General features: G+C 41.5%; 20 protein-coding genes and 1 tRNA gene. 8 read left to right on the forward strand and 13 right to left on the reverse strand.

From position 1 onward, the window contains the following. Positions 1-29: 29 nt before the first annotated feature. Positions 30-590: a lipoprotein gene (locus P3L40_RS12010; RefSeq protein WP_094962528.1), complete on the forward strand. Its 561-nt coding sequence runs from the start codon at positions 30-32 to the stop codon at positions 588-590. Positions 591-744: 154 nt separating this feature from the next. Here P3L40_RS12010 and P3L40_RS12015 read toward each other — a convergent pair whose 3' ends face one another. Together P3L40_RS12015 and ghrA are read right to left on the reverse strand one after the other, a co-directional pair. Then, positions 745-1,296, reverse strand: a complete 552-nt coding sequence (locus P3L40_RS12015) for a molecular chaperone (protein ID WP_096864844.1) — start codon at positions 1,294-1,296, stop codon at positions 745-747. Between the two features lie 137 nt (positions 1,297-1,433). Beyond that, positions 1,434-2,375, reverse strand: a complete 942-nt coding sequence (ghrA, locus tag P3L40_RS12020) for a glyoxylate/hydroxypyruvate reductase GhrA (RefSeq protein ID WP_136134769.1) — start codon at positions 2,373-2,375, stop codon at positions 1,434-1,436. Positions 2,376-2,712: 337 nt separating this feature from the next. On the opposite strand from ghrA, the gene P3L40_RS12025 reads away from it, so the two are divergent. After that, positions 2,713-2,800: transfer RNA gene (locus P3L40_RS12025), tRNA-Ser, on the forward strand. A gap of 8 nt (positions 2,801-2,808) precedes the next feature. On the opposite strand, the gene P3L40_RS12030 is transcribed toward P3L40_RS12025, so the two are convergent. The 5 genes from P3L40_RS12030 to P3L40_RS12050 all read right to left on the reverse strand — a co-directional run bounded on the left by P3L40_RS12030 (position 2,809) and on the right by P3L40_RS12050 (position 9,002). After that, complete coding sequence (locus tag P3L40_RS12030; protein ID WP_210852589.1) at positions 2,809-4,329, reverse strand: alanine/glycine:cation symporter family protein; 1,521 nt, start codon at positions 4,327-4,329, stop codon at positions 2,809-2,811. A gap of 88 nt (positions 4,330-4,417) precedes the next feature. Then, entirely contained in the window at positions 4,418-5,902 is a 1,485-nt protein-coding gene (locus P3L40_RS12035; RefSeq protein ID WP_136134768.1) for an aldehyde dehydrogenase, read from the reverse strand. Between the two features lie 8 nt (positions 5,903-5,910). Beyond that, positions 5,911-6,777: a 4-hydroxy-tetrahydrodipicolinate synthase gene (dapA, locus tag P3L40_RS12040; protein ID WP_136134767.1), complete on the reverse strand. Its 867-nt coding sequence runs from the start codon at positions 6,775-6,777 to the stop codon at positions 5,911-5,913. 17 nt (positions 6,778-6,794) lie between these two features. Further along, complete coding sequence (locus P3L40_RS12045) at positions 6,795-8,042, reverse strand: NAD(P)/FAD-dependent oxidoreductase (RefSeq protein WP_210852588.1); 1,248 nt, start codon at positions 8,040-8,042, stop codon at positions 6,795-6,797. Positions 8,043-8,051: 9 nt separating this feature from the next. Next, entirely contained in the window at positions 8,052-9,002 is a 951-nt protein-coding gene (locus P3L40_RS12050; protein WP_004255115.1) for a 4-hydroxyproline epimerase, read from the reverse strand. A 153-nt stretch (positions 9,003-9,155) separates the two neighbouring features. On the opposite strand from P3L40_RS12050, the gene P3L40_RS12055 reads away from it, so the two are divergent. The 6 genes from P3L40_RS12055 to dauA all read left to right on the forward strand — a co-directional run bounded on the left by P3L40_RS12055 (position 9,156) and on the right by dauA (position 16,544). Further along, positions 9,156-9,959, forward strand: a complete 804-nt coding sequence (locus P3L40_RS12055) for a helix-turn-helix domain-containing protein (protein ID WP_094962522.1) — start codon at positions 9,156-9,158, stop codon at positions 9,957-9,959. Positions 9,960-10,198: 239 nt separating this feature from the next. Continuing rightward, positions 10,199-10,822, forward strand: coding sequence for a CDP-alcohol phosphatidyltransferase family protein (locus P3L40_RS12060; protein WP_153673470.1), 624 nt, complete (start codon positions 10,199-10,201; stop codon positions 10,820-10,822). A 9-nt stretch (positions 10,823-10,831) separates the two neighbouring features. Next, a complete protein-coding gene (locus P3L40_RS12065) occupies positions 10,832-12,598 on the forward strand; it encodes a bifunctional alpha/beta hydrolase/class I SAM-dependent methyltransferase (protein WP_210852587.1) in 1,767 nt (588 codons plus the stop codon). A 180-nt stretch (positions 12,599-12,778) separates the two neighbouring features. Next, positions 12,779-14,122 (forward strand): phosphatase PAP2/dual specificity phosphatase family protein, encoded by a 1,344-nt coding sequence (locus P3L40_RS12070; RefSeq protein WP_210852585.1) that lies wholly within the window; start codon positions 12,779-12,781, stop codon positions 14,120-14,122. Between the two features lie 8 nt (positions 14,123-14,130). After that, positions 14,131-14,520 carry a hypothetical protein gene (locus tag P3L40_RS12075; RefSeq protein ID WP_247605797.1) on the forward strand — a complete coding sequence of 130 codons (390 nt, stop codon included), beginning with the start codon at positions 14,131-14,133 and terminating at the stop codon, positions 14,518-14,520. 290 nt (positions 14,521-14,810) lie between these two features. Beyond that, positions 14,811-16,544: a C4-dicarboxylic acid transporter DauA gene (gene dauA / locus P3L40_RS12080; RefSeq protein ID WP_210852581.1), complete on the forward strand. Its 1,734-nt coding sequence runs from the start codon at positions 14,811-14,813 to the stop codon at positions 16,542-16,544. Positions 16,545-16,594: 50 nt separating this feature from the next. Here the strand turns inward: dauA and P3L40_RS12085 are convergent, their stop codons facing one another. Genes P3L40_RS12085 through prfA form a run of 6 tightly spaced genes read right to left on the reverse strand, consistent with a single transcriptional unit; the run spans position 16,595 to position 21,912 of the window. Next, positions 16,595-17,329, reverse strand: a complete 735-nt coding sequence (locus P3L40_RS12085) for a tetratricopeptide repeat protein (RefSeq protein ID WP_210852579.1) — start codon at positions 17,327-17,329, stop codon at positions 16,595-16,597. A 20-nt stretch (positions 17,330-17,349) separates the two neighbouring features. Beyond that, complete coding sequence (locus P3L40_RS12090) at positions 17,350-18,252, reverse strand: TIGR01212 family radical SAM protein (protein WP_094962515.1); 903 nt, start codon at positions 18,250-18,252, stop codon at positions 17,350-17,352. 12 nt (positions 18,253-18,264) lie between these two features. Continuing rightward, positions 18,265-19,119 carry a 3-deoxy-8-phosphooctulonate synthase gene (gene kdsA, locus P3L40_RS12095; RefSeq protein ID WP_004255137.1) on the reverse strand — a complete coding sequence of 285 codons (855 nt, stop codon included), beginning with the start codon at positions 19,117-19,119 and terminating at the stop codon, positions 18,265-18,267. 45 nt (positions 19,120-19,164) lie between these two features. Beyond that, complete coding sequence (gene sirB1 / locus P3L40_RS12100) at positions 19,165-19,974, reverse strand: invasion regulator SirB1 (protein WP_036958727.1); 810 nt, start codon at positions 19,972-19,974, stop codon at positions 19,165-19,167. Between the two features lie 22 nt (positions 19,975-19,996). Further along, positions 19,997-20,830 carry a peptide chain release factor N(5)-glutamine methyltransferase gene (gene prmC / locus P3L40_RS12105; RefSeq protein WP_004264138.1) on the reverse strand — a complete coding sequence of 278 codons (834 nt, stop codon included), beginning with the start codon at positions 20,828-20,830 and terminating at the stop codon, positions 19,997-19,999. Next, the gene (prfA, locus tag P3L40_RS12110) at positions 20,830-21,912 is read right to left on the reverse strand and encodes a peptide chain release factor 1 (RefSeq protein ID WP_004264135.1); all 1,083 of its coding nucleotides are present in this window, start codon (positions 21,910-21,912) and stop codon (positions 20,830-20,832) included. The genes prmC and prfA overlap by 1 nt, the downstream gene beginning before the upstream one ends. Between the last annotated feature and the right edge of the window lie 13 nt (positions 21,913-21,925).

Below are 21,925 nucleotides of genomic sequence, written 5' to 3' on the forward strand. Positions count from 1 at the left end.
CTAGCGGTATTACTGTAAAAGGAGTCTTTATGAAGAAGTTTATAATCGCCGCTATGGTGGGCTTTCTCACTCTCTTATCGGGTTGTAGTCAATTATCTGAGTTTAGTATTAGTGAATCACAAATTAATGATTATCTTGCTAATAAAGTAAAATATGACCACAAGGTCGGCATTACTGGCTTTGCTGATGCGGATATTCAACTCGCTAATTTAAAATCAGAAATCGGCCGCAGTGAGCCTGGAAAAGTCGCGTTGACAGGGGATGCAAGCGTTAAATTAGACTCGCTGATTGGTAAAGCAGAAGCACAAATTAACCTGACCCTCACTGCTCGTCCTTATTTTGACGCCAAAACCGGCTCAATTTACTTAAAAGAATTAAATATTAGCAGTTACAAGGTAACACCCGAAAATATGGATACGGCTATGTCAGCTGTTATTCCTTACTTAAATAGTTCCCTTGAAACTTTCTTTGAAACTCAGCCTGTTTATGTGTTAAATCCAGATAATGGTGCTGCTGAAGCAACCGCAAAGAAATTGGCTAAAGGGCTTGAAATCAAACCGGGCAAACTTGTCATTCCATTAGTTGATTAATTTTAACCATAAATTATTTCGATTGATAAAAGCATGAAAGGCAACAAAAAATCTGTTGCCTTTCTAGCTTATTCAATCTTCAAACAAAATTATTAATCAATACCGCTGACTAAAACATAAGTAACATCATCATAAAAAAGTGACGGCGTCACAACTATTCGGTTTCTGAGTCAAGCTCATCACGCAGAGCAATAACTGCATCACGCGTAATTTGGGCTAAAGTACGATAAAACGTGGTTGTAGCATGCGCTTCAACTTTACCTAAAAAGCTGCCATACCAGCTAAGAATATAGCTATCAAATAATTCTTCTTGGGCGGCTGTTTCATCTTCTGCCGCTTGGTCTTCCAACCAAGAAGCCGCGAGTAGTAACGCACCAAAAGCATCCGCAGGTGCATTCGTCAGGGACATTCCTCTCACAGTTAAAAATTCGCGAACTTCTGCTTCTGTAATTTCAGAATCGTAATCATTCGCTAGCATTGAAACTGCTGGGGATTCACCTACAAACAGGGCTTGGTAATCCGCATTAACCGCATTGATATCGAGATCTTTTGCCATGCGCGACCATAATTCATCTTGCTCCAATGGCCATGATCCTTTTAATTTATCTTGAGCAATCATATCAATAAGCGGCTTTACGAGGCTATCAGAGGGACTACGTTGAAATAGTGTCCCCAAAATACGGCAGACGATTGAAAATTCGTTCATATATTATCCTATTTTTCAGATTCAGTAGTCACACCTCGTGACCGAAGCAGTTACTTTCAGTATATCGAAAAAATAGGAAAGATATTAGGGGTGATGATTGCGAGTGTTCATAAAGACCACTCGCAACAAAGAAGTGACTAATAACCGCGTTGCATATCAACCACACCAATAGGAGCTTGGCCAGCTTCGATGCGCTGGATATTACTGACAATCATATCCATGGCTTCTTTCGGTTTTGTAAAGGCGGCAACATGGGGCGTGATAGCGATGCGTGGATGCGTCCAGAACGGGTGCATTTGCGATAACGGTTCACTCGCAAAAACATCAAGCGCAGCACCTGCAACTTGCCCTGATTCAAGCGCTAAAAGCAAATCTTGCTCAATCAGATGAGCACCACGTGCAAGGTTGATAACATATGCCCCTTGCTCTAATTGGCTAAATAGTTGCTGGTTTAAAATTCCCACCGTTTCTGGCGTGCTTGGCAGAAGATTAATAATCACACGGGTTCCAGAAAGAAAGCTAGCTAATTGGTCATTACCAAAATAGCTTTTTACGTTATCAAGTTGTTTTTCAGAGCGACTCCATGTTCTTACATGAAAACCAAAGCTGACTAAGCGTTTTGCAACCGCTTGCCCTAATGCCCCTGCTCCCATAACACCAATGACAAAATCTTCGTGTTGGTAGGCTGGTAATTGCTTCCATTGTCGCTGTGATTGTAATTGCCGGTATTCATCCATGCGACGAAAGTAGCTTAACACTTTTGCACAAGCGTATTCTTCCATTTGAATCGCCATTCCAGTGTCTTCCAAACGCATTACAGGAACGCCTGCCGGTAAGGTCCCAGGTTTGTCTTGCTCTTGCTTTAAAATAGCATCCACACCCGCACCTAACGCGAAAATACCTTTTAAATCACTGCGACCAGCGAGACATTCATAAGGCGGTAACCAAACCATAGCGTAATCTGCACTTTGGTTATCCCCTTTTTCCCATTGGCGAATATTCACTTGGGGTAATCGCACTTTCATGCCCTCAATCCACTGTTTTGAATCAAAAAATGGATGGTAAAATAAAATATTCATGGCAACTCCTCTTTAGTTTCTAACAGAGTGTGCCGAATGGCATTTCTTTTCAAGTTAATCAAGCCGATACACTGTATTCAATCAGAATTTTGTTAACTAGCTAACGCTTTTTATCTTCACGACTTGCCGTTTCAAATTAACATTAAACGTATTATTTACCTTAGCTGATAACATTTAAGATTAGATAATAATCAAATTGTTTTTTATTTAGCTAAACAGCAACAAAAGTCGGAAAAAGGATAAATAGGGAGTTGACGTTAGACGCTATTTTCCCTATAGTAGCGCCCCGTTGCAGAGCAGGTTTTTATTCCCTACTCCACAACAGATTTAGAAAAACGGTGAGGTGTCCGAGAGGCTGAAGGAGCACGCCTGGAAAGTGTGTATACGGCAACGTATCGAGGGTTCGAATCCCTCCCTCACCGCCATTTTTCTTCTAGTTTTTCCTCTCTTCTTCTTGATATGCCATCCCTTGATTTTTTTTCTCTTTCGGTTCTATACCAATTTCTTGTTCGTGATATTCGCGGCTTATATCTTCCCAGAGTTCTGCATTTTCTATCCCAGCGACTTTCGGGTCAAACACCGGATCAACGCCTAGTTTTTCCTGCCGCTCAAAGTCACGCAGTGCTCGTAATGCAGGTTTTGACAGGAAGACTATGGCAATAAGATTAAGGTAACTCATACTACCGAACCCAATATCGCCAAGGCTCCACATTAAGCTCACTGACTGGACGCTTCCCATGAAAACAATAATCAGAAATACAAACTTAAGTATCAATTTCAAAATGGGGTAACGCAATTTTCTATCGAGATAAACAATCGTGGTTTCTGCAATATAGTAATAGGCCATCAAGGTTGTGAAAGCGAATAAAAATACGGCGATTGAGACAAATCCCGACCCTGCAGAAGTGAAGACTGTTGATACCGCCATTTGTGTCCATGCGGTCCCCGCGGCAACCCCGGGAACATATTCGACTAAGGCAGTCGCCGAACCATCTGGAAAAACGTTATACATATTGGTGACAAGGATCATCAAACCTGATGCTGTACACACAACGACAGTATCGATATAAATAGAAAACGCTTGAATTAACCCTTGTTTTACAGGGTGGCTTACCTCGGCCGCCGCAGAACTAAATGTGGCTTCACCCGCACCTGCCACGTTGGAAAAAACGGCACGGCGCACACCCCATGAGACAGCCGTACCAACAATACCACCGAATACAGCGTCCATTCCCATCGCACTACGGAAAATTAAACTGAACATACCCGGCACTTGTTCGTAATGGCTACCCAAGATGATCACCATCATGACGATATATGCCAATGCCATAATTGGCACGATCTTGTCTGCTGCACTCGCAATACGTTTTACACCACCAAAGATTAACCATGCCATCAGCACTGTCACAATGCCGCCTGTCGCAATTGGGGGTAAGTTAAATGCAGTTTGAAAGGAATCAGCAATGGTATTGGCTTGAATACCCGGAACCAGTACTCCATAAGATAGGCAAATAACCGCAGCCACTACAATGGCAAATGGTTTCAGTTTTAACCCTTTCTCGATATAGTAAGGGGAGCCTCCGCGGTATTGGCCATCAGAGCGCTGTTTGTATACTTGAGCAAGTGTGGATTCGATAAATGCGCTTGCTCCTCCCAATAGCCCCATGACAACCATCCAGAAGATTGCACCGGGGCCGCCTGCGGCAATGGCTGTCGCCACCCCCGCGATATTACCTACCCCTACACGCCCTGATAATGCTAAACAGAATGCTTGGAAGGAGGAAATTCCTTCTTTTGACGCTTTATTTTCCTTTAACAAACATACCATTTTAATGAGATAGCGAAACTGTACACCGCGAGTCGCTAATGTAAAATAGAGCCCAACACCTAGCGATAACACCACTAATGCATTACCCCAGATGTAACCAACGATTGTATTAACGATGGCTTCCATTTTGTACTCCTTCGTTATTGTAATTGTTTATTTGTATTTGCAGGGTAAAAAAAAACCTGAGTCCAATAAGGTACTCAGGTCAACGTTTTTATTGATGAATAAACCAGATAACCTTGGTTTGAGTGTATTGTTCAAATGCCTCTAAACCGTTGTCTTTACCGCCAAAGCCTGATTGACGAAAGCCACCAAACGGCGTTGTAATATTGCCTTCACTAAAACCATTGACTGAAACGGTACCTGCATTAATGCGCTGTGCAATTTGCATGGCTCGGTGAATATTTTGGCTATAAAATGAAGCCGCTAAACCATATTGAGTGTTATTGGCCAAAGCGACCGCTTCATCATCAGTTTTAAAAGACGTAACGGCTAAAATAGGGCCGAAAACTTCATGCTTAAATAGTGACATTTCAGGAGTGACTTCATCAAAAATTGTCGGTTCGATATACCATCCAGCACCCAATTCATGATGGATCTTCCCTCCAGCAATGAGTTTTCCGCCCTCCTTTAATGTGGCATCTAAAAATGATTTCACTTTCTCAAAGTGAGCTTGTTCGACCATTGGCCCAATTGAAATATCCGCATGCCTTGGGTCGCCGACTTTCCATTCTTTAACGGCGACGGCAAGTTTCTCTAATAGTGTTTTTTTGATGCTTTCGTGCACAATTAAGCGAGAACCGCAGCTGCAATTTTCACTCATATTCCAAAAGGCAGCCGCCATAATATGCGGAATTGCCGCCTCAATATTGGCATCTTCAAACACCACTTGAGGGCTTTTTCCCCCACATTCGAGTACAATTTCTTTTAAGTTACTTTCTGCTGAATATTTTAAGAATAAACGCCCTACCTCTGTTGAACCGGTGAATGACACAACATCCACATCATGATGGCGGCCAAGGGCTTCCCCGACTTTTTCACCTAACCCACAGACTAGACTTAATGCGCCTTTAGGGACTCCTGCCTCATAGGCCAGTTCCACCATACGATAAGCACTTAATGAGGTTAATTCGGCAGGTTTCACAATCACCGAGTTGCCTACCGCGAGAGCGGGTGCCACTTTCCATGCAAACATCTGAGCAGGGAAATTCCACGGCAACACTGCACCAACCACGCCAATAGGCTCATGCACTATCAACCCCAATTCTTGATGGCTTGTTGGTGCAATTTTACCAAACAGTTTGTCAATCGCTTCGGCATACCAATAAAAGGTGTCAATCGTTGCGGGTAAATCCGTATTTAAGCATTCAGTGATAGGCTTACCTGCATCAATACAATCTAGCGCAGCAAGTTCTTCACTGTGTTTTTCAATGAGATGAGCCCATTTAAGCATGATAACTTTACGTTCTTGAGGCGATAATCCGCGCCATTCACCTTGATTAAATGTGTTACGCGCTACCTGTACCGCGGCATTAATATCGTTCGCATCACCGTCAGCAATAAAACCAATAACACTATTATCGATTGGGGTACGGTTTTTTAATTTATTTTGCTGTTCTGGGTGCCCTGCAATCAAATTGCCTGCCCACAGTTTTCCTTGTTTCGCACGTTCAAACACCTGCTGTTGGGTCATGGTCATATTTCCCCCTAGCGTTTAATTAATTTAATGAATTCATCGCGTTCTTGAGACGCTAGATTTGACAGAGGCAAACGAACCGGGCCAACATTGAACGTTCCATTCAAGCAACCCGCCTTAGCTTTTTGGTTATAGTTCCCTGACTCCATTGAGTAAATTGCAGGATAGATTTCAGTCATAATTTGCTTCGCTTGTTGCCAGTCACCTGCCTGTGCTGCATTAAAAATAGCAACTTGCTCTGCTGGGAATACGTTCCCCGCCCCCGCTATCCAACTTTTCGAACCCCAAAAGAAGAAATCCACAGGTTGGTCATCACAGCCACAAATAACCTCGAAATTTTTGAATGGTGTTTGTAATAGATGCAATGCTCGGCTAAAGCTACCGCTGCTTTCTTTGATGGCGACAATATTGTCAATTTCAGCTAACTTAATGACCGTTTCAATGTCGATTTCAATACCAATCCGAGCGGGAAAATTGTACATAATAATGGGTAATGGTGTTGATTTTGCGACTTTTTCATAGTGGGCATACACCCCTTGCTGGTCCGGCAGACTATACGGCGGAGGCGATAACATTAACCCTTCATAACCGAGCTCTTGAGCTTGTTTCGCGCGTGCGATTGCCCCCTCGGTTGATAAGTCGTTAATGCCCGCAATTAATGTCACTCGCCCTTTTGCAATCTTGCAAACGGTAGATAACACGGTTTTACGTTCATCTTCATTTAATGCGTAATATTCCCCTGTTGTTCCACAAACTACTAAACCGGTAACACCTCGCTCAATAATTTTTTCAGTTAATTCAGCAAGTGCACTGACATTTAGTGTTAAATCATCATGAAACGGGGTCACTAAAGGAACAAGAATGCCATGGAAATTCATTTGAATTCTCCTCAAAATTAAAGAAATCGTTCAATGGAAAAAGGGGTACAGTCGATACTTGTCGGCTTCTGATGTATAAAACTATTTACAATATCTGCGGTGATCGCCGCTTGGGTTAACCCCAAGTGTTGGTGACCAAATGCAAAAATATAGGGACCTTTGTGGTCTAAAACTGGCAATGAGTCTGATGTGGATGGGCGAAACCCCATCCATGATGTCGATTGTTGGCTGTTTAATGTTTCCTTGAGCATTGGTTGTGCTAACGGAAGAAAATGTTGAGCACGCTGCATATTTGCGGGGCGCTTTAGCCCTGCGTATTCCACGGTTCCTGCAAGGCGTAACCCTTGAGACATTGGCGTCATAATAAAACGCCTATCCATACTTGATACAGGTATTGATAAACGGCTTAATTCATTAGGCAACATCAGGTGATAACCACGCTCTGTTTCAAGTGGCACTTTGATGCGGCTGACCATTTTGACTAATGATTTAGAGAATGCGCCACCTGCAATAACAATTTTTTGTCCTGTGAACTGCCCTTGGGTCGTTGTCAATACGGCTTGTTGATTCGATGTTGATGTAATTTCTGTTACTTCACAGTGGGTTAATGCCTGCCCACCCGCTTGTAAAAACGCCTCGGTCAACTTTAGGTGTAATGCACATAAATCCACAACATGGCCTGTATCTGGATAAAAAATGCCCCCGATTTGGCTTTCAGATAAAGCAGGTTCGCGTGTGAGTAGCGCATTTTGACCAATCAATTGATTTGTCACACCAATACTTTGTAGGTACTCACTGTGATGACTTAACTTATCGAGAGTTTCTTTTTTCTCAGCCACCAACAGTGACCCCTTCATTTTGACAAGGTCACTTAATTGCCATTTTTGAATAAATGCTTGCCATGAATCAAAAGCGGCACTATTTAATGTCGTCAAAGTGTGATGAATATGGGTAAAAGGCTTATGGCGCATATTACCCAATAATTTTATTAACCAAGGGGTTAAGGGTAATAGATAACGCCAATCCAAGCGCAAAGGCCCTAATGGGTCAAGTAGCATTTTCGGAAGTGATTTTAAGACACTCGGGTCAGCAATCGGAAAAACTTGTTCTGTCGCAATATGCCCTGCGTTGCCAAATGAGGCGCCTTGGCCAATTTCATGTTTATCAAGCAACAATACGTTTGACCCATTAGCTTGAACTGTCAGCGCAATACTCAGGCCAATAATACCGCCACCCACTACAATCACTGGATATTTGCGTTCCATTTCATTCCCCTATGCCACCGAAATTCCAAACCGAAATGGGTCTTGTTCATCTATCAATAAGGTATTTTTCCCACTGATATAGGCATGTCCGCGAATAGTAGGAATAATGCCGTTTTCATCTGCCTGCTGAAAACTGGCTTGAAATTGGCTACCAATAACACTGGCTTGATGCCAGATTTCACCAGCTGCCAGTTTTTTATCTGCCGCTAAGCAGGCAAGTTTGGCGCTGGTTCCTGTTCCACAAGGCGAGCGGTCATAAGCGCCACCAGGGCACAAAACAAAACTTTGGCTATTAGCATTGGGGTGTGAACCGAATAATTCGATATGGTCAATTTCTTGGTCATCTTTACCGCAAACACCTTGATCAGCTAAGGCTTGTTTAATCTTTAAACTAATTTCTGTCAGTACTTTAATGTTTTGGTAATCAATGGCGACTGGTGACTGTTCAACAAGAAAAAACCAATTTCCACCCCAAGCAATATCCCCAGTAATGGGGCCGAGATCTGGGACATTAACTTGTACCGCTTTGCGATAACGATATGAATAAACATTCTGAATGCTCACGCTACCATCTTGGTGTAGTTGCGCCGTCACATCTCCTACCGGAGTTTCAATAAGATGTTTGCCATAAGTGATATGACCGAGAAAATGCAACGAGGCCACTAAACCGATAGTGCCGTGGCCACACATTCCCAGATAACCTTGATTGTTAAAAAAAATCACACCGGCTGTTGCCGCTGGGTTTTGTGGTTTGCAGAGTAATGCGCCAACAAGAATGTCATTGCCACGTGGCTCTAAAATGGTGGTTTTACGCCATACATCATGTTGCTTGCGTAATTGCTCCAATCTCGATGCCATGCTTTGTTGCCCTAAATCAGGGAATCCATCAATGACTAGCCGAGTTGGCTCGCCTGCGGTATGGGAATCGATAACTTCAATTTTGGTATATTGAGATTGCATCAGTTAGCATCCTATTTATTATCATTGTTAATAGAATGCTTGATTTTTGTTAACAACTCTTGATATCTTTCTAACAAACTTATGCGGTTTTCTGCACAATCTCAAAATATTTAACAGAATTAGTAAGATTAATTTAATATTTCGGAGCGCAGCATGATCAATCTAAATAAATTGCTATTGATTAGCCAGGAAAATATGCTGTTTCCCGTTGATAATATTGACGTTTTATTAAATCATTTAGGTTTAATCATGCCTCTAATTAATACCTTGCCTAATGTGACTTTTTTTATAAAAGACCATAATGCAAAGTATTTATTGGCTAATGATAATCTAGCTACTCGTTGTAAAATCGACAGTGTTAATCATCTTGTTGGTAAAGGCGCTGAGGATATTTTTCATTCGGAACTCGGCCAAACTTATAGTTCTCAGGACTATTTAGTGATGGAAAAGAAAATTAGCGTCATTAATAAACTAGAGCTTCACCTGTATAAAGCGGGTTTGTTGGGATGGTGCTTAACGACTAAGGTTCCTATTTTTAATACACGTAACCAGGTTATTGGGGTTGCAGGAATTTCAGTGGATTTACAAGATGTAAAATCTGTCAGTCCTAAGCTGAACAACCAGCTTAGCCGTGTTGAACGCCATATTAGTGAACATTTTGATACCGCTATAAAAATGACAACTCTTGCTGAAATATCTGGCCTCTCCCTTTCCCAATTAAACCGCCAGTTTAAAGCTATTTTTTTGATAACCCCTCAGCAATATATTCAAAAAATGCGGCTTGAACATGCTATTGAACTGCTCGAAGATGATTTTTCAATCACTGAGATTTCCAGTAAATGTGCCTACGCTGATCACAGCGCTTTTTGCCGTAAATTCAAAGAAATGACCACAATGACACCCAGCCAATTTAAACGAATGCGTTCAAAAATCGATAAACAAAAGATATTGACGTGATCGGGTATCATATTGTTAATCTGTTTTCCTCAACGTGAATAAATCCATTTCATTTAATTTCATTAAATATTTTTAGTTAATTATTCAAATAGTTAGAATAATTTTTTTACTAAAATAACACGGCTATATTCCTTGGTTATTTTCTAACTTAAGATAGCTCTTATTGCAGACATCAATCAATCGGGTATTGATATATCCCAAAGCTGCATCATTGTGCAGTGACGAGAAAGGAACACTCAATGACCATTTACGATCTGAAACCTAAATTTCAAGATCTGCTTCGTCCAATTGTTCATAAGTTATTTAGTGTGGGAGTTACCGCCAACCAAGTCACCTTGGCGGCTTTACTTTTATCCGTGATCAGCGGAATGCTATTACTGTTCATTCCAAATCCGCACCTGTTTATTTTATTACCTTTCGTTCTGTTTATTCGTATGGCACTCAATGCGATTGATGGCATGTTAGCAAGAGAACACAACCAGAAAAGCCATCTGGGTGCAATATTAAATGAGCTTGGTGATGTCATTTCAGATGTCGCACTCTACTCACCATTTGCCGTTATTTTCCCTCAAGCATTTTGGCTTATTTTATTAATTCTATTTCTTGCGCTACTCACTGAGTTTATTGGCGTTATCGCTCAATCAATTGGTGCATCTCGGCGCTATGACGGCCCTATTGGTAAAAGTGATCGAGCCTTTATTTTTGGTACGCTAGGACTGCTCGTTAGCATTTTTCCACAGATTATCTTTTCTAGTTGGGTAAATTATCTGTTTATCCTTTTAACTTTGTTGCTGTTTTATACTTGCTATAACCGTATTCGCCGTGCTCTTTGTGAATTATCTACACCTGCGAATAATAATTAAGGAAGAATTATGAACGTTCAGACAGATTATCTGACGCAACGTCCCGTTATTGAGTCCCAATTTACCACCAGTGACCATACTTCTCTTTTTTATCGACATTGGCCAACAGAAACGCCGACCAACAAAGCGATTATTTTATTTCATCGAGGCCATGAACATTCCGGCCGAGTCGCCCATTTAGTCGATGAACTCAATTTACCTGACTATGCTATGTTTGCATGGGATGCCCGTGGCCATGGTAGAAATGATGGCCCTCGAGGTTATAGCCCTTCACTAAGCACATCCATCAATGATGTCGATGAGTTTGTGCGTTACATTTCCGCTGAATATAATATTCCGTTAGAAAATATCATTGTCATTGGGCAAAGTGTTGGTGCCGTTCTTGTCTCCGCTTGGGTTCATGACTACGCCCCCAAAATTCGAGGAATGGTACTCGCCTCCCCTGCATTTAAAGTTAAATTGTATGTTCCATTTGCCCGAACAGGGCTTGCTTTAATGCAAAAGGCTCGAGGCTTGTTCTATGTAAATTCGTATGTTAAAGCTAAATTTCTCACTCACGATGCACAACGAATTGATTCGTTTAATCGCGACCCATTGATCACTCGCCCTATTGCCGTCAATATTTTACTTGAGCTGTATAAAACGGCTGATCGCATCGTTGCTGATGCGGGTGCAATTACTTTGCCCACTCAACTATTTATTTCGGGTAGCGACCACGTTGTTCACCACCGGCCTCAACATCAGTTTTTTGAAAAATTAAACACCCCAATAAAAGAAAAGCATATATTACCCGGTTTTTATCATGACACTTTAGGTGAAAAAGAACGCCATATCCCACTTGAGAAAATCCGTGAGTTTATTGGCAAATTATTCGCCTTACCGTGCTACCAACATAATTATCAATATGAAGATACGTGGAGTGTCAGCGCTGAAAAATATCGTTCACTCATGACTCCATTACCTAAATGGTGCCCCAAAAATCTTGCTTATAAAATTATGAGCAAATCAATGAGCACACTTGGCAAAGCTTCTGAAGGTATTCGTATTGGTTATGATAAAGGGTTTGATTCAGGTTCGACCCTTGATTACGTATATCGGGATAAAGCGCAGGGGAAAGGCTTGTTTGGCCGTGTGATTGATAGGCAATATCTCAACAGTATTGGCTGGCAAGGAATACGCCAACGCAAAGTCAATATTGAAAACATCATTCGGCAGGCTATTCGTGACCTAACAGAGAAAGGGACTCCCGTGCGAATTATGGATATTGCCGCAGGCCAAGGTCGTTATATTTTTGATGCGATTAATGACTATGGAAAAGTCGAGTCCGTCCGGCTAAGAGACTATAGCCCTATCAATGTTGAGCAAGGGCGATTACATATAAAAGAACGTTACCTTGAAGACAAAATCCAATTTACTGAAGGTAATGCTTTTGATGCCGATGATCTAGCTGCGGTTTCACCATCGCCAACAATTGGCATCGTCAGTGGTTTGTATGAGCTGTTCCCCAATAATGAAATGATAAAGGCTTCATTAAATGGGATTTCTCGGGCAATTCCATCTGGCGGGCTATTAATTTATACCTGTCAACCATGGCACCCTCAAGTTGAAATGATTGCCCGGGTACTCCCAAGCCACCAAGGTGGGCAAGCATGGGTTATGCGTTGCCGTAGCCAAGGCGAAATGGATGCTTTAGTTGAAGAAGCGGGCTTTGAAAAACTAAACCAATCAATTGATAACTGGGGCATATTCAGCGTATCTATAGCTAGACGGCGTTAATCTAGTTATCCTCCAGAGTGATTGGTGACACATTATTGCCATCAATCACTTACTTCAACTTTAGATGATAGCCGTTGTTTATTGTTAGCAAAGCACCTATGCTGCTTAGCGTTATTTGTTTTCCCAATCATTTACTAATATCACCACCAGTTCGTTGACATTTAAGGAATAGGATAAAGGATGATAACTGCAACCCGCGAACCTCAACAGGTTGTACCTCGACGCAAAATAATACTGTCTGGTTTGCTATGGTTAGTTTTTCTAGCACCTTTTTTCTTCTTAACTTATGGCCAAGTCAATACCTATACCGCAACGTTAGACCAGGTTCCCTCTATCGTTTTTTCTTGGGAAACACATATCCCATTTCTTCCTTGGACTATCATTCCCTATTGGAGCATTGACTTATTCTATGGGTTATCATTATTTATTTGCACGACCCGTAAAGAACAAACCATCCACGGCTTACGGCTGATCACGGCTTCTCTTGTTGCTTGTATTGGTTTTTTACTATTTCCACTAAAGTTTAGTTTCCCTCGACCAAGCACTGATGGCCTATTTGGCTGGATGTTTAACAGCCTAGAGCTATTTGATCTCCCCTTTAACCAAGCCCCTTCATTACATATTATTTTATTGTGGATCCTATGGTTACGTTTTCGAGCACATACACCAACAAAATGGCGCTGGTTGCTTCATAGTTGGTCTGTTTTAATTTTAATTTCAGTTCTAACCACATGGCAACACCACTTTATTGATGTCATCACTGGCTTTGTCGTTGGCCTATTAATTAGCTATTTACTTCCTATACAAACCCATTGGCAATGGCATTACACAGGTTCTCCTCGCAGTTTTAAAATGAGTAAAAACTATGGAACCAGTTCTCTTGCTTGTTTTATTCTTGCTTTTACCTTCCAAGGGTTCGCTTGGTTACTATTATGGCCTGCTATTGCTCTCTTTTTTATTACCCTTGGCTACTTAGGAGCCGGAGCCAGCGTTTTCCAAAAAACACCGGAAGGTAATATTTCCCCTTCAGCTGCTATTTTATTACTGCCATACCGGCTGATTGCTTGGGGAACCTATCATTACTTCGCTAAGCACTGCGCACAACCCAGTATTGTCAGTAAACATATTGTTTTGGGAGGGCGCCCGCTTTACGCTTTGCAAACTCAAGCTGTTTTAGATATGACTTGCGAATGGCCTCGCAATTCTTACAGTAAAGGGCTGAAATATTGTAGCCAACCGCAAATTGATTTGTTACCTCTAAGCGCGGAAGATATCGAAAAGTCAGTCCATACTATGGATGAGTTGGTAAAACAGGGTGCGGTATATATTCATTGCAAATTAGGTTACTCACGAAGTGCGACTGTGGCTGTTGCATGGCTGGTACATCATGGTGATGCTAAAAATATAGAAGGGGCCGTAGTATTAGTTGAGCAAACTCGCCCACAAGTGATTTTAAATACAGCAACGATAGAGCAGCTGAATTATTGGTATACCCATTACCACCTAAACCGAGTGAAAAAATGAATACATTGATGAATAAACAACAAGGTGAAGTCATCACTATTTTGACTCATAGTTGGCGTTATTTCGCTGTAGGGTCTGTATTAGCATTATTTTGCCAATTAAGTTTATTTTTGGGTTCTAATTACCCTAAATATATTTTATTCGTCAATGTGATTATATTTATAATTTGCCAGTATTATATATATCGCCTATGGCTAGATAATCATTTCTTTAAAATTATCTACACACATAATGAAACAGAACATTTTGATAATGCTTTAAATTTTTTATTTCCAAGCAAAATTAAACATTGTACGATGCAGCAAAGGTGGTCTGGGACTAAACGTCTTTTCATACGTGCTCTTGGGCTAGTACTACTGCAATGGATAGGATTATTGGTAGCAATCATAACAATCTAGCCATTATACGTGTTGACTAATTATTTATTTATAATGATTTATAATTACTACTTAAAAAATAAAATTACGATTACATCATTCACATATACAGTCTAAAAAAGAAAAATAGCCATATAAAATGTACTCTAACTATTTTTCTTTATAATATAACGGTTTTTTACTTTTGTTACTGAAAACGTTATGATAATTGCAGATTCATTGATACATAACAGATTTTTTTTAGATTGCTAAGCGTATCCTTATAGGTACATCTTTCGTTTATTTTTCACCCTGTTATTTGGTAGGGTATAATGAGTACAAAAAAAATTAATAGGTTGCGCCCTTTTAGTGCGCTAATAGATTCTTGTTGGAAAGAAAAATATACGGCTACCCGCCTTATTAAGGATTTAATCGCGGGTATTACCGTGGGTATTATCGCTATCCCCCTCGCAATGGCTTTGGCTATCGCTAGCGGTGTTCCGCCTCAATATGGGCTTTATACTGCCGCGATTGCTGGGATCGTCATCGCGGTAACTGGTGGGTCACGCTATAGCGTTTCAGGCCCCACAGCGGCTTTTGTGGTGATCCTCTACCCTGTCTCTCAACAATTTGGGTTAAGTGGGTTATTAGTCGCCACATTGATGTCAGGTGTTATACTTCTTGCGATGGGGTTTGCTCGCTTTGGTAAGTTTATTGAATACATACCCGTTTCTGTCACCTTAGGCTTTACTTCGGGAATTGCTATCACCATTGCTACCATGCAAATTAAAGATTTCTTTGGCTTGCAAATGGCGCATGTCCCAGAAAACTATGTTGATAAGCTCATTGCTATTGGCAATACCTTCCCCACTTTTCAGTACAGTGACACACTAATTGGTCTTTCAACCCTTTTGGTGCTTATCTTCTGGCCTAAACTAAAATTAAAACTTCCCGGCCATTTGCCAGCCCTTATTGTCGGGACTTTCGTCATGTGGGTACTTTCATTATTTGGTATGGAAGTCGCGACTATCGGTTCTGAATTTAGCTATTTATTGCCTGATGGTACTGAAGGTAATGGTATTCCCCCTATCCTACCGCAGTTTATTTTGCCATGGGAACTCCCCGGAAGTGCGCCAATCAACTGGGCGATGATCACCGCATTAATGCCTGCAGCATTTTCTATGGCGGTACTTGGCGCAATTGAGTCACTGTTATGTGCTGTAGTATTGGACAACATGACAGGAACCAAGCACCATTCCAATAGTGAACTTATTGGCCAAGGTGTGGGGAACATTGCGGCGCCTTTTTTTGGTGGGATCACAGCAACCGCTGCAATAGCACGCTCTGCAGCTAACGTCCGTGCAGGTGCTACATCCCCCATTTCTGCGATTATTCACTCAATACTGGTGATACTTACATTATTAGTTCTTGCACCAATGCTCTCTTATCTGCCATTAGCCGCAATGTCTGCATTACTATTGATTGTGGCTTGGAACATGAGTGCTGCGGGCAAAGTCGTTTACCTGATTAAACGTGCGCCAAAAGATGACATTATTGTATTAGTACTATGTATGTCTCTAACTGTTCTATTTGATATGGTTATTGCTATCACTGTCGGGATTGTTCTCGCGTCGTTATTGTTCATGCGGCGTATTGCCAATATGACCCGTTCAACACAACTCGCAGAAACAGACGAAGAGCGAAGCCGCTTAGTCGTAAGAATAAATGGCCCATTATTTTTCGCAGCTGCTGAACGTATTTTTGATGAATTGCGCGTCAAAAGCGCAGGTTATGAAACCATTATTATGCAATGGGACGCAGTGCCGGTTTTAGATGCAGGTGGTTTAGAAGCTTTCGAAAAATTCATAGATGCCGTACGCAAAGATACCCATGTCTTAGTTTGTGACATTCCGTTCCAGCCATTAAAAACTTTGGCAAGAGCGAAAGTGACACCTATTGAAGGCGTATTGAGCTTTTATAATTCAATGGATCATGCACTTGAAGCCGTTAAAGCTATCGAACAGGCAAGTTCTATCGACACAGAAAAACCAACAACAACGCCTTAACTTAGGTATCAAAGCAAACCGCCATGCTATTTCACATGGCGGTTTAGCTATCACTCACTAAAACAAAACATCTCATTCCCTGCATTTTTTCCTTTTTCGCAGGCTATTTCCCTTAATTTTTTTGCTTTAACTTGGTCGATGGTCACCGTTCCTGTGTTATCTTCAGAAAATCTAAACGCAGCCATCCACTCTGCATAGCCTGGATAAGTCATCTCATTTGCTTTATCAAACCATTGCTGTGCTTGCTTTTCGTCTTTTGCAACGCCTTTGCCATCTAAATAAATAACACCAAGCAAAATTGGAGCAATAAAATAATCCGGGTTATTTAACGCATTAACTTCATTAAGAAGTTCTATAGATTGTTGATAATCCGTTTTGCCTGCAATTGGGTTTATCAATGACTCTGCCAAACTGATTTTTCCTCGCGTACTGCCCATTTCAACCGCTTTTGTCGCGTATTTACGGGCATCAGCCAATTCCTGCGAAAAGTAACTATCACTTAATAGATTGATATCCGCCAATAATGCATAACCATCCGCATTACCGTTTTTTGCCGCTTCATTTGCCCATAAACGCGCACTATTAAAATTTTGTAGGACACCTAAACCGGAAAAATACATTTGAGCAAGTTGGTACTGAGCAAGGGCATCTTTCTTGACTGCTTTTTGGTGAGTTTGTACAAATTTTTGTTTATCTCCAGGAGTAATATCAAGTTGAGCGGCAGCTTGAAAAGAAAACGTAATTAAAGATGAAACGATAATAGCTTTATAAAAATTTGATTTCATAGTTGTTCTCATTAAAGAAGTCAAAGCGCGGAGCCTTGCCCTCCCCATTTTAAGAAATATTGATATAAATTATTCATTCCCACCCAATGATTTTCACACCAGTTCGGGGCGAGCAAAGTTGGCTTTCTTGCACTAGCACTGATACGGTGGTAGACAATGTCAGTCGGAGTATGACGTACCATTTCACCAGCAGTTTGGGTATATTCATCAAGAGAAAGCGTTGCCAAGCGCCCTGCTCGCCAACTTTTGGCCATCACACTGCCTTCAACAATATGTAACGGATGTAATTTGATACCATCCGTTCCGCATTCAAGCACTTTATCAAGTGTTTCCATGTTCATTTGGCCATTTTCCCCGGGTAATCCACAAATCAAATGCGTACACACTTTTAATCCAAGGCTACGGGCTTTTTGCGTTGTTTGTCGGTATGCATCAAAACCATGGCCACGATTAATACGATGTAGTGTTTTATCATGAGCACTTTGTAAACCTAGCTCAAGCCATATTTCATAGCCTTTCTGTTGATACTGGCCTAACAAAGACAAAACGGATTCAGGGACACAGTCAGGGCGAGTTCCTACGCATAAACCAACAATATCGGCTTGCAGTAAGGCTTCTTCATAAAGTTGTTTTAATAGGCTTACTTCGGCATAAGTGCTGGTATAGGCTTGAAAATAAGCTAAATAACGTTTTGCGCGGGAAATTCGGGTGATCTGTTGGTGAATTTGTTCACTAATAGTTTGAGATGACTGACTTTCATCAGCAAAAGAGGCCACATTACAAAAAGTGCAGCCTCCTCGCCCAAGGGTGCCATCACGGTTCGGGCAATTAAAGCCACCATGTAAGGTGATTTTATAGATTTTTTCACCATATCGGCGCTGTAAATCAGCGCCGAACATAGAAACGACTTCAGTGAGTTGCATAAACCGCCTAACTTAGCGACTTGTATCTAACTCTGGGAAGCTTTTTACAACTTCGTCAATTGCTTTCATTTGTTTCAGGAATGGTTCCAGCTTATCTAATGGCAGTGCTGATGGGCCATCGCAACGTGCGTTGTCTGGGTCTGGATGCGCTTCAAGGAATAAACCTGCTATTCCAACCGCCATTCCAGCTCTTGCCAACTCAGCAACTTGGCCACGACGGCCACCAGATGCTGCACCGAACGGGTCGCGGCATTGCAGTGCATGGGTTACGTCGAAAATGACAGGACAGCCTTTTGATGCTTGGACCATGACATTAAAGCCAAGCATATCAACCACTAGATTGTCATAACCAAAGTTCGCACCGCGGTCGCAAAGAATAATTTTATCATTACCGCCTTCGATAAATTTCTCGACGATATTCCCCATTTGCCCTGGGCTGATAAACTGTGGTTTTTTAATATTAATTACTGCATCTGTTTTAGCCATTGCCGCAACTAAATCTGTTTGGCGTGCTAAGAACGCAGGTAATTGGATAACATCAACGACTTCAGCAACAGGGGCGGCCTGTGCTGGCTCATGAACATCCGTAATGATTTTTACGCCAAATGTTTGTTTCAACTCTTGGAATATTTTCATTCCTTCTTCAAGACCAGGGCCACGATAAGAGTGGATTGATGAGCGATTTGCTTTATCAAATGACGCTTTAAAAACATAAGGAATTCCCAGCTTTTGTGTCACCGTGACATAATGCTCACACACTTTCATCGCCATATCGCGGGATTCTAATACATTCATTCCACCAAATAACACAAACGGCAAGTCGTTCGCGACATTGATATCACCAATATTGACTACTTTCTGTTGCATACTCTTACCTTAAATATTAAAACAGGGGATAGGCCTGTATGTTAATTAATGTAATACGACCGGATGGTTATCCAGCGAATAAATTTGTATTTTAATCATTTCAGAAACAGGGTCTTCTGGGCAATGCTCAATAAAATAATTGAGATCGCTCAATGCCACATGATTACAGTCTAAATGTGCCAGAATTAACCCTCGGTCACGAATTTCGTAAGGGTCTTCAGGGTCAAGAGTCAGAAGCGTTTCACAAACCCGCAACGCTAATTCCATCTTTTTCTCTTCCATTAATGACGCTTTTAATGTGTCAAAAATTTTACGAATGACAACGCTGTTTTCTGCTACATCCAGTTGGTCATGGTAAAATTCAGAAAAAGGATCAACTGTTCCTTTGAGCCATAAATTTAATGTGTGTAATGATAAAGACTCGCCATTAACAGGGTTAATTACCCATTGGCTGCCATCATTTCTTTCACTGATAAATAATAATTGCGTAGGAAAAATAGCGGGATAAATCGCAATACCAAGGCGTTCGGCAACATACAAGAAGATAGCACCGAGTGTCACTGGCGTGCCTTGCTTAGATGACAATACTTTATCTAACCACAGCATATCCGATAACAAATAAATTCCTTCAGCTGGACCAAACGACCATTCTTGGTAGAAAAGTGAAGTCAATTGCTGAATTTTTGTTTCATTATCAGCAGTTAAATCGATACAAGACTTGGCTGATGATACTAAGCTATCTAACTGAGCTTGCACTTTCATCAGCGGGAAATCATGACGGATACATTGTGACACAGTCATGATCCCTTCACTTAAAGGGAGTTGATTAAACTCTATATTCGCTATGGTTTTCATTACATTCCCACTGCTACGCCACTTAACCATTCCATTGACCGAGTGAAATTCGCTCTCTTCCACCATAATCAAGACAAGTCTCAATTTTGGTGTACCCATGTACTTTAAATAAATCACGCACCGCAAGACCTTGTGTCCAGCCATGCTCAAGAAGCAACCACCCTTGATTTTTAAGATACTTTTTAGATTCTTTAATGATATGCATTAAATCAGCTAAGCCTTCATCCTTCGCCACTAGAGCGGTTAACGGCTCAAATCGCACATCACCTTCACTGAGGTGCATATCATTTTCATCAATATAGGGTGGATTACTGATAATCATATCAAATTGTTGAATTGATAGTGAAGAAAACCAATTACTTTGTATAAATTTGACATTTGAAATATTCAAACGCTGCTGATTTCGTTGTGCTAAAGCAACTGCATCAGGGTTAAAATCAACACCAATAACCTGACTTTGTTGCATCTCTGACGCCAAAGCCAATGCAATCGCCCCTGTCCCAGTGCCTAAATCTAAAATTTGATTTTTTTGCTCTGTTAGCCTAGATAAGGCTTGTTCAACAATGCATTCGGTATCTGGCCTAGGTATTAGTGTTGCAGGAGAGACATAAAGAGGAAGAGACCAGAACTCACGTTCACCGATAATATAGGCGATAGGCTCACCTTTCTCACGGCGTTGTAAAAGTAATTCAGCTTGTTGGAATTCTTCGGCTTTGAGTTCTGTTTCACCAAAAGCAAAAAGATAGGTACGACTGCGGCCTGTGACATGTTCCAGTAAAATTTCAGCATCTCGCTTCGCACTGTCACTTGCAGACAGCCGATTCGCTGCCTGCTTGACCCATTCGATATATTGCATTATTCCTGCTCAGACAACGCAGAAAGTTGGTCTGCTTGGTATTCATTGATGATAGGTTGGATAAGTGAATCCAGCTTTCCTTCCATTACTTCATCCAAACGGTATAACGTTAAGTTGATACGGTGGTCAGTCACTCGGCCTTGAGGGAAATTATAGGTACGAATACGGTCAGAACGGTCACCAGAACCCAACAGGTTACGACGTTCAGAGGCTTCCGCGGCTTGGCGTTTATCCATTTCTGCTTGGCGAATACGCGCACCTAACACAGACATCGCTTTCGCTTTGTTTTTATGTTGTGAACGTTCATCTTGGCACTCAACAACGATACCTGTTGGAATATGGGTAATACGAATTGCAGAATCTGTGGTGTTAACGTGCTGACCACCCGCTCCCGATGAACGGAAGGTATCAATACGTAAGTCCGCAGGGCTGATTTCAGGTAACTCAGCTTCTGGCAGTTCAGGTAAAATAGCCACAGTACAAGCAGAAGTGTGGATACGGCCTTGAGATTCAGTTTCAGGGACACGTTGAACACGATGACCGCCTGACTCAAACTTTAAGCGACCATAAACGCTATCACCGGAAATTTTCGCGATAACTTCTTTAAAACCGCCATGTTCACCATCACTCGTGCTCATTAATTCAACGCGCCAGCGGTTGTTTTCTGCATAGCGGCTATACATACGGAATAAATCACCCGCAAAAATTGCCGCTTCGTCTCCCCCTGCTCCCGCACGGATTTCAACGAAGCAGTTATATTCATCATCAGGATCTTTCGGAAGCAATAACAATTGTAATTGCTGTTCGAGCTCTTCATTGCGCGCTTTGGCTTCTTTAAGCTCTTCTTGAGCCATTTCTTTCATTTCAGGATCGTCTAACAACATTTCAGCTGTTTCGATGTCATCCTGTACTGTGCGCCATGCGCTAAAGCATTTAGCGACATCAGACAATTGAGCATATTCTTTTGATAAAGCACGAAAACGGTCTTGATCGGCAATTACACCTGCATCAGCAAGGTGCGCTTCAATTTCTTCGTAGCGTTCTTGTAATGCTTCTAGTTTTGCGACAATAGAAGGCTTCATTCGTTATATAAGA

Origin of the sequence: Providencia sp. PROV040, from assembly GCF_032706145.1 — a bacterium.
Lineage (GTDB): Bacteria > Pseudomonadota > Gammaproteobacteria > Enterobacterales > Enterobacteriaceae > Providencia > Providencia hangzhouensis.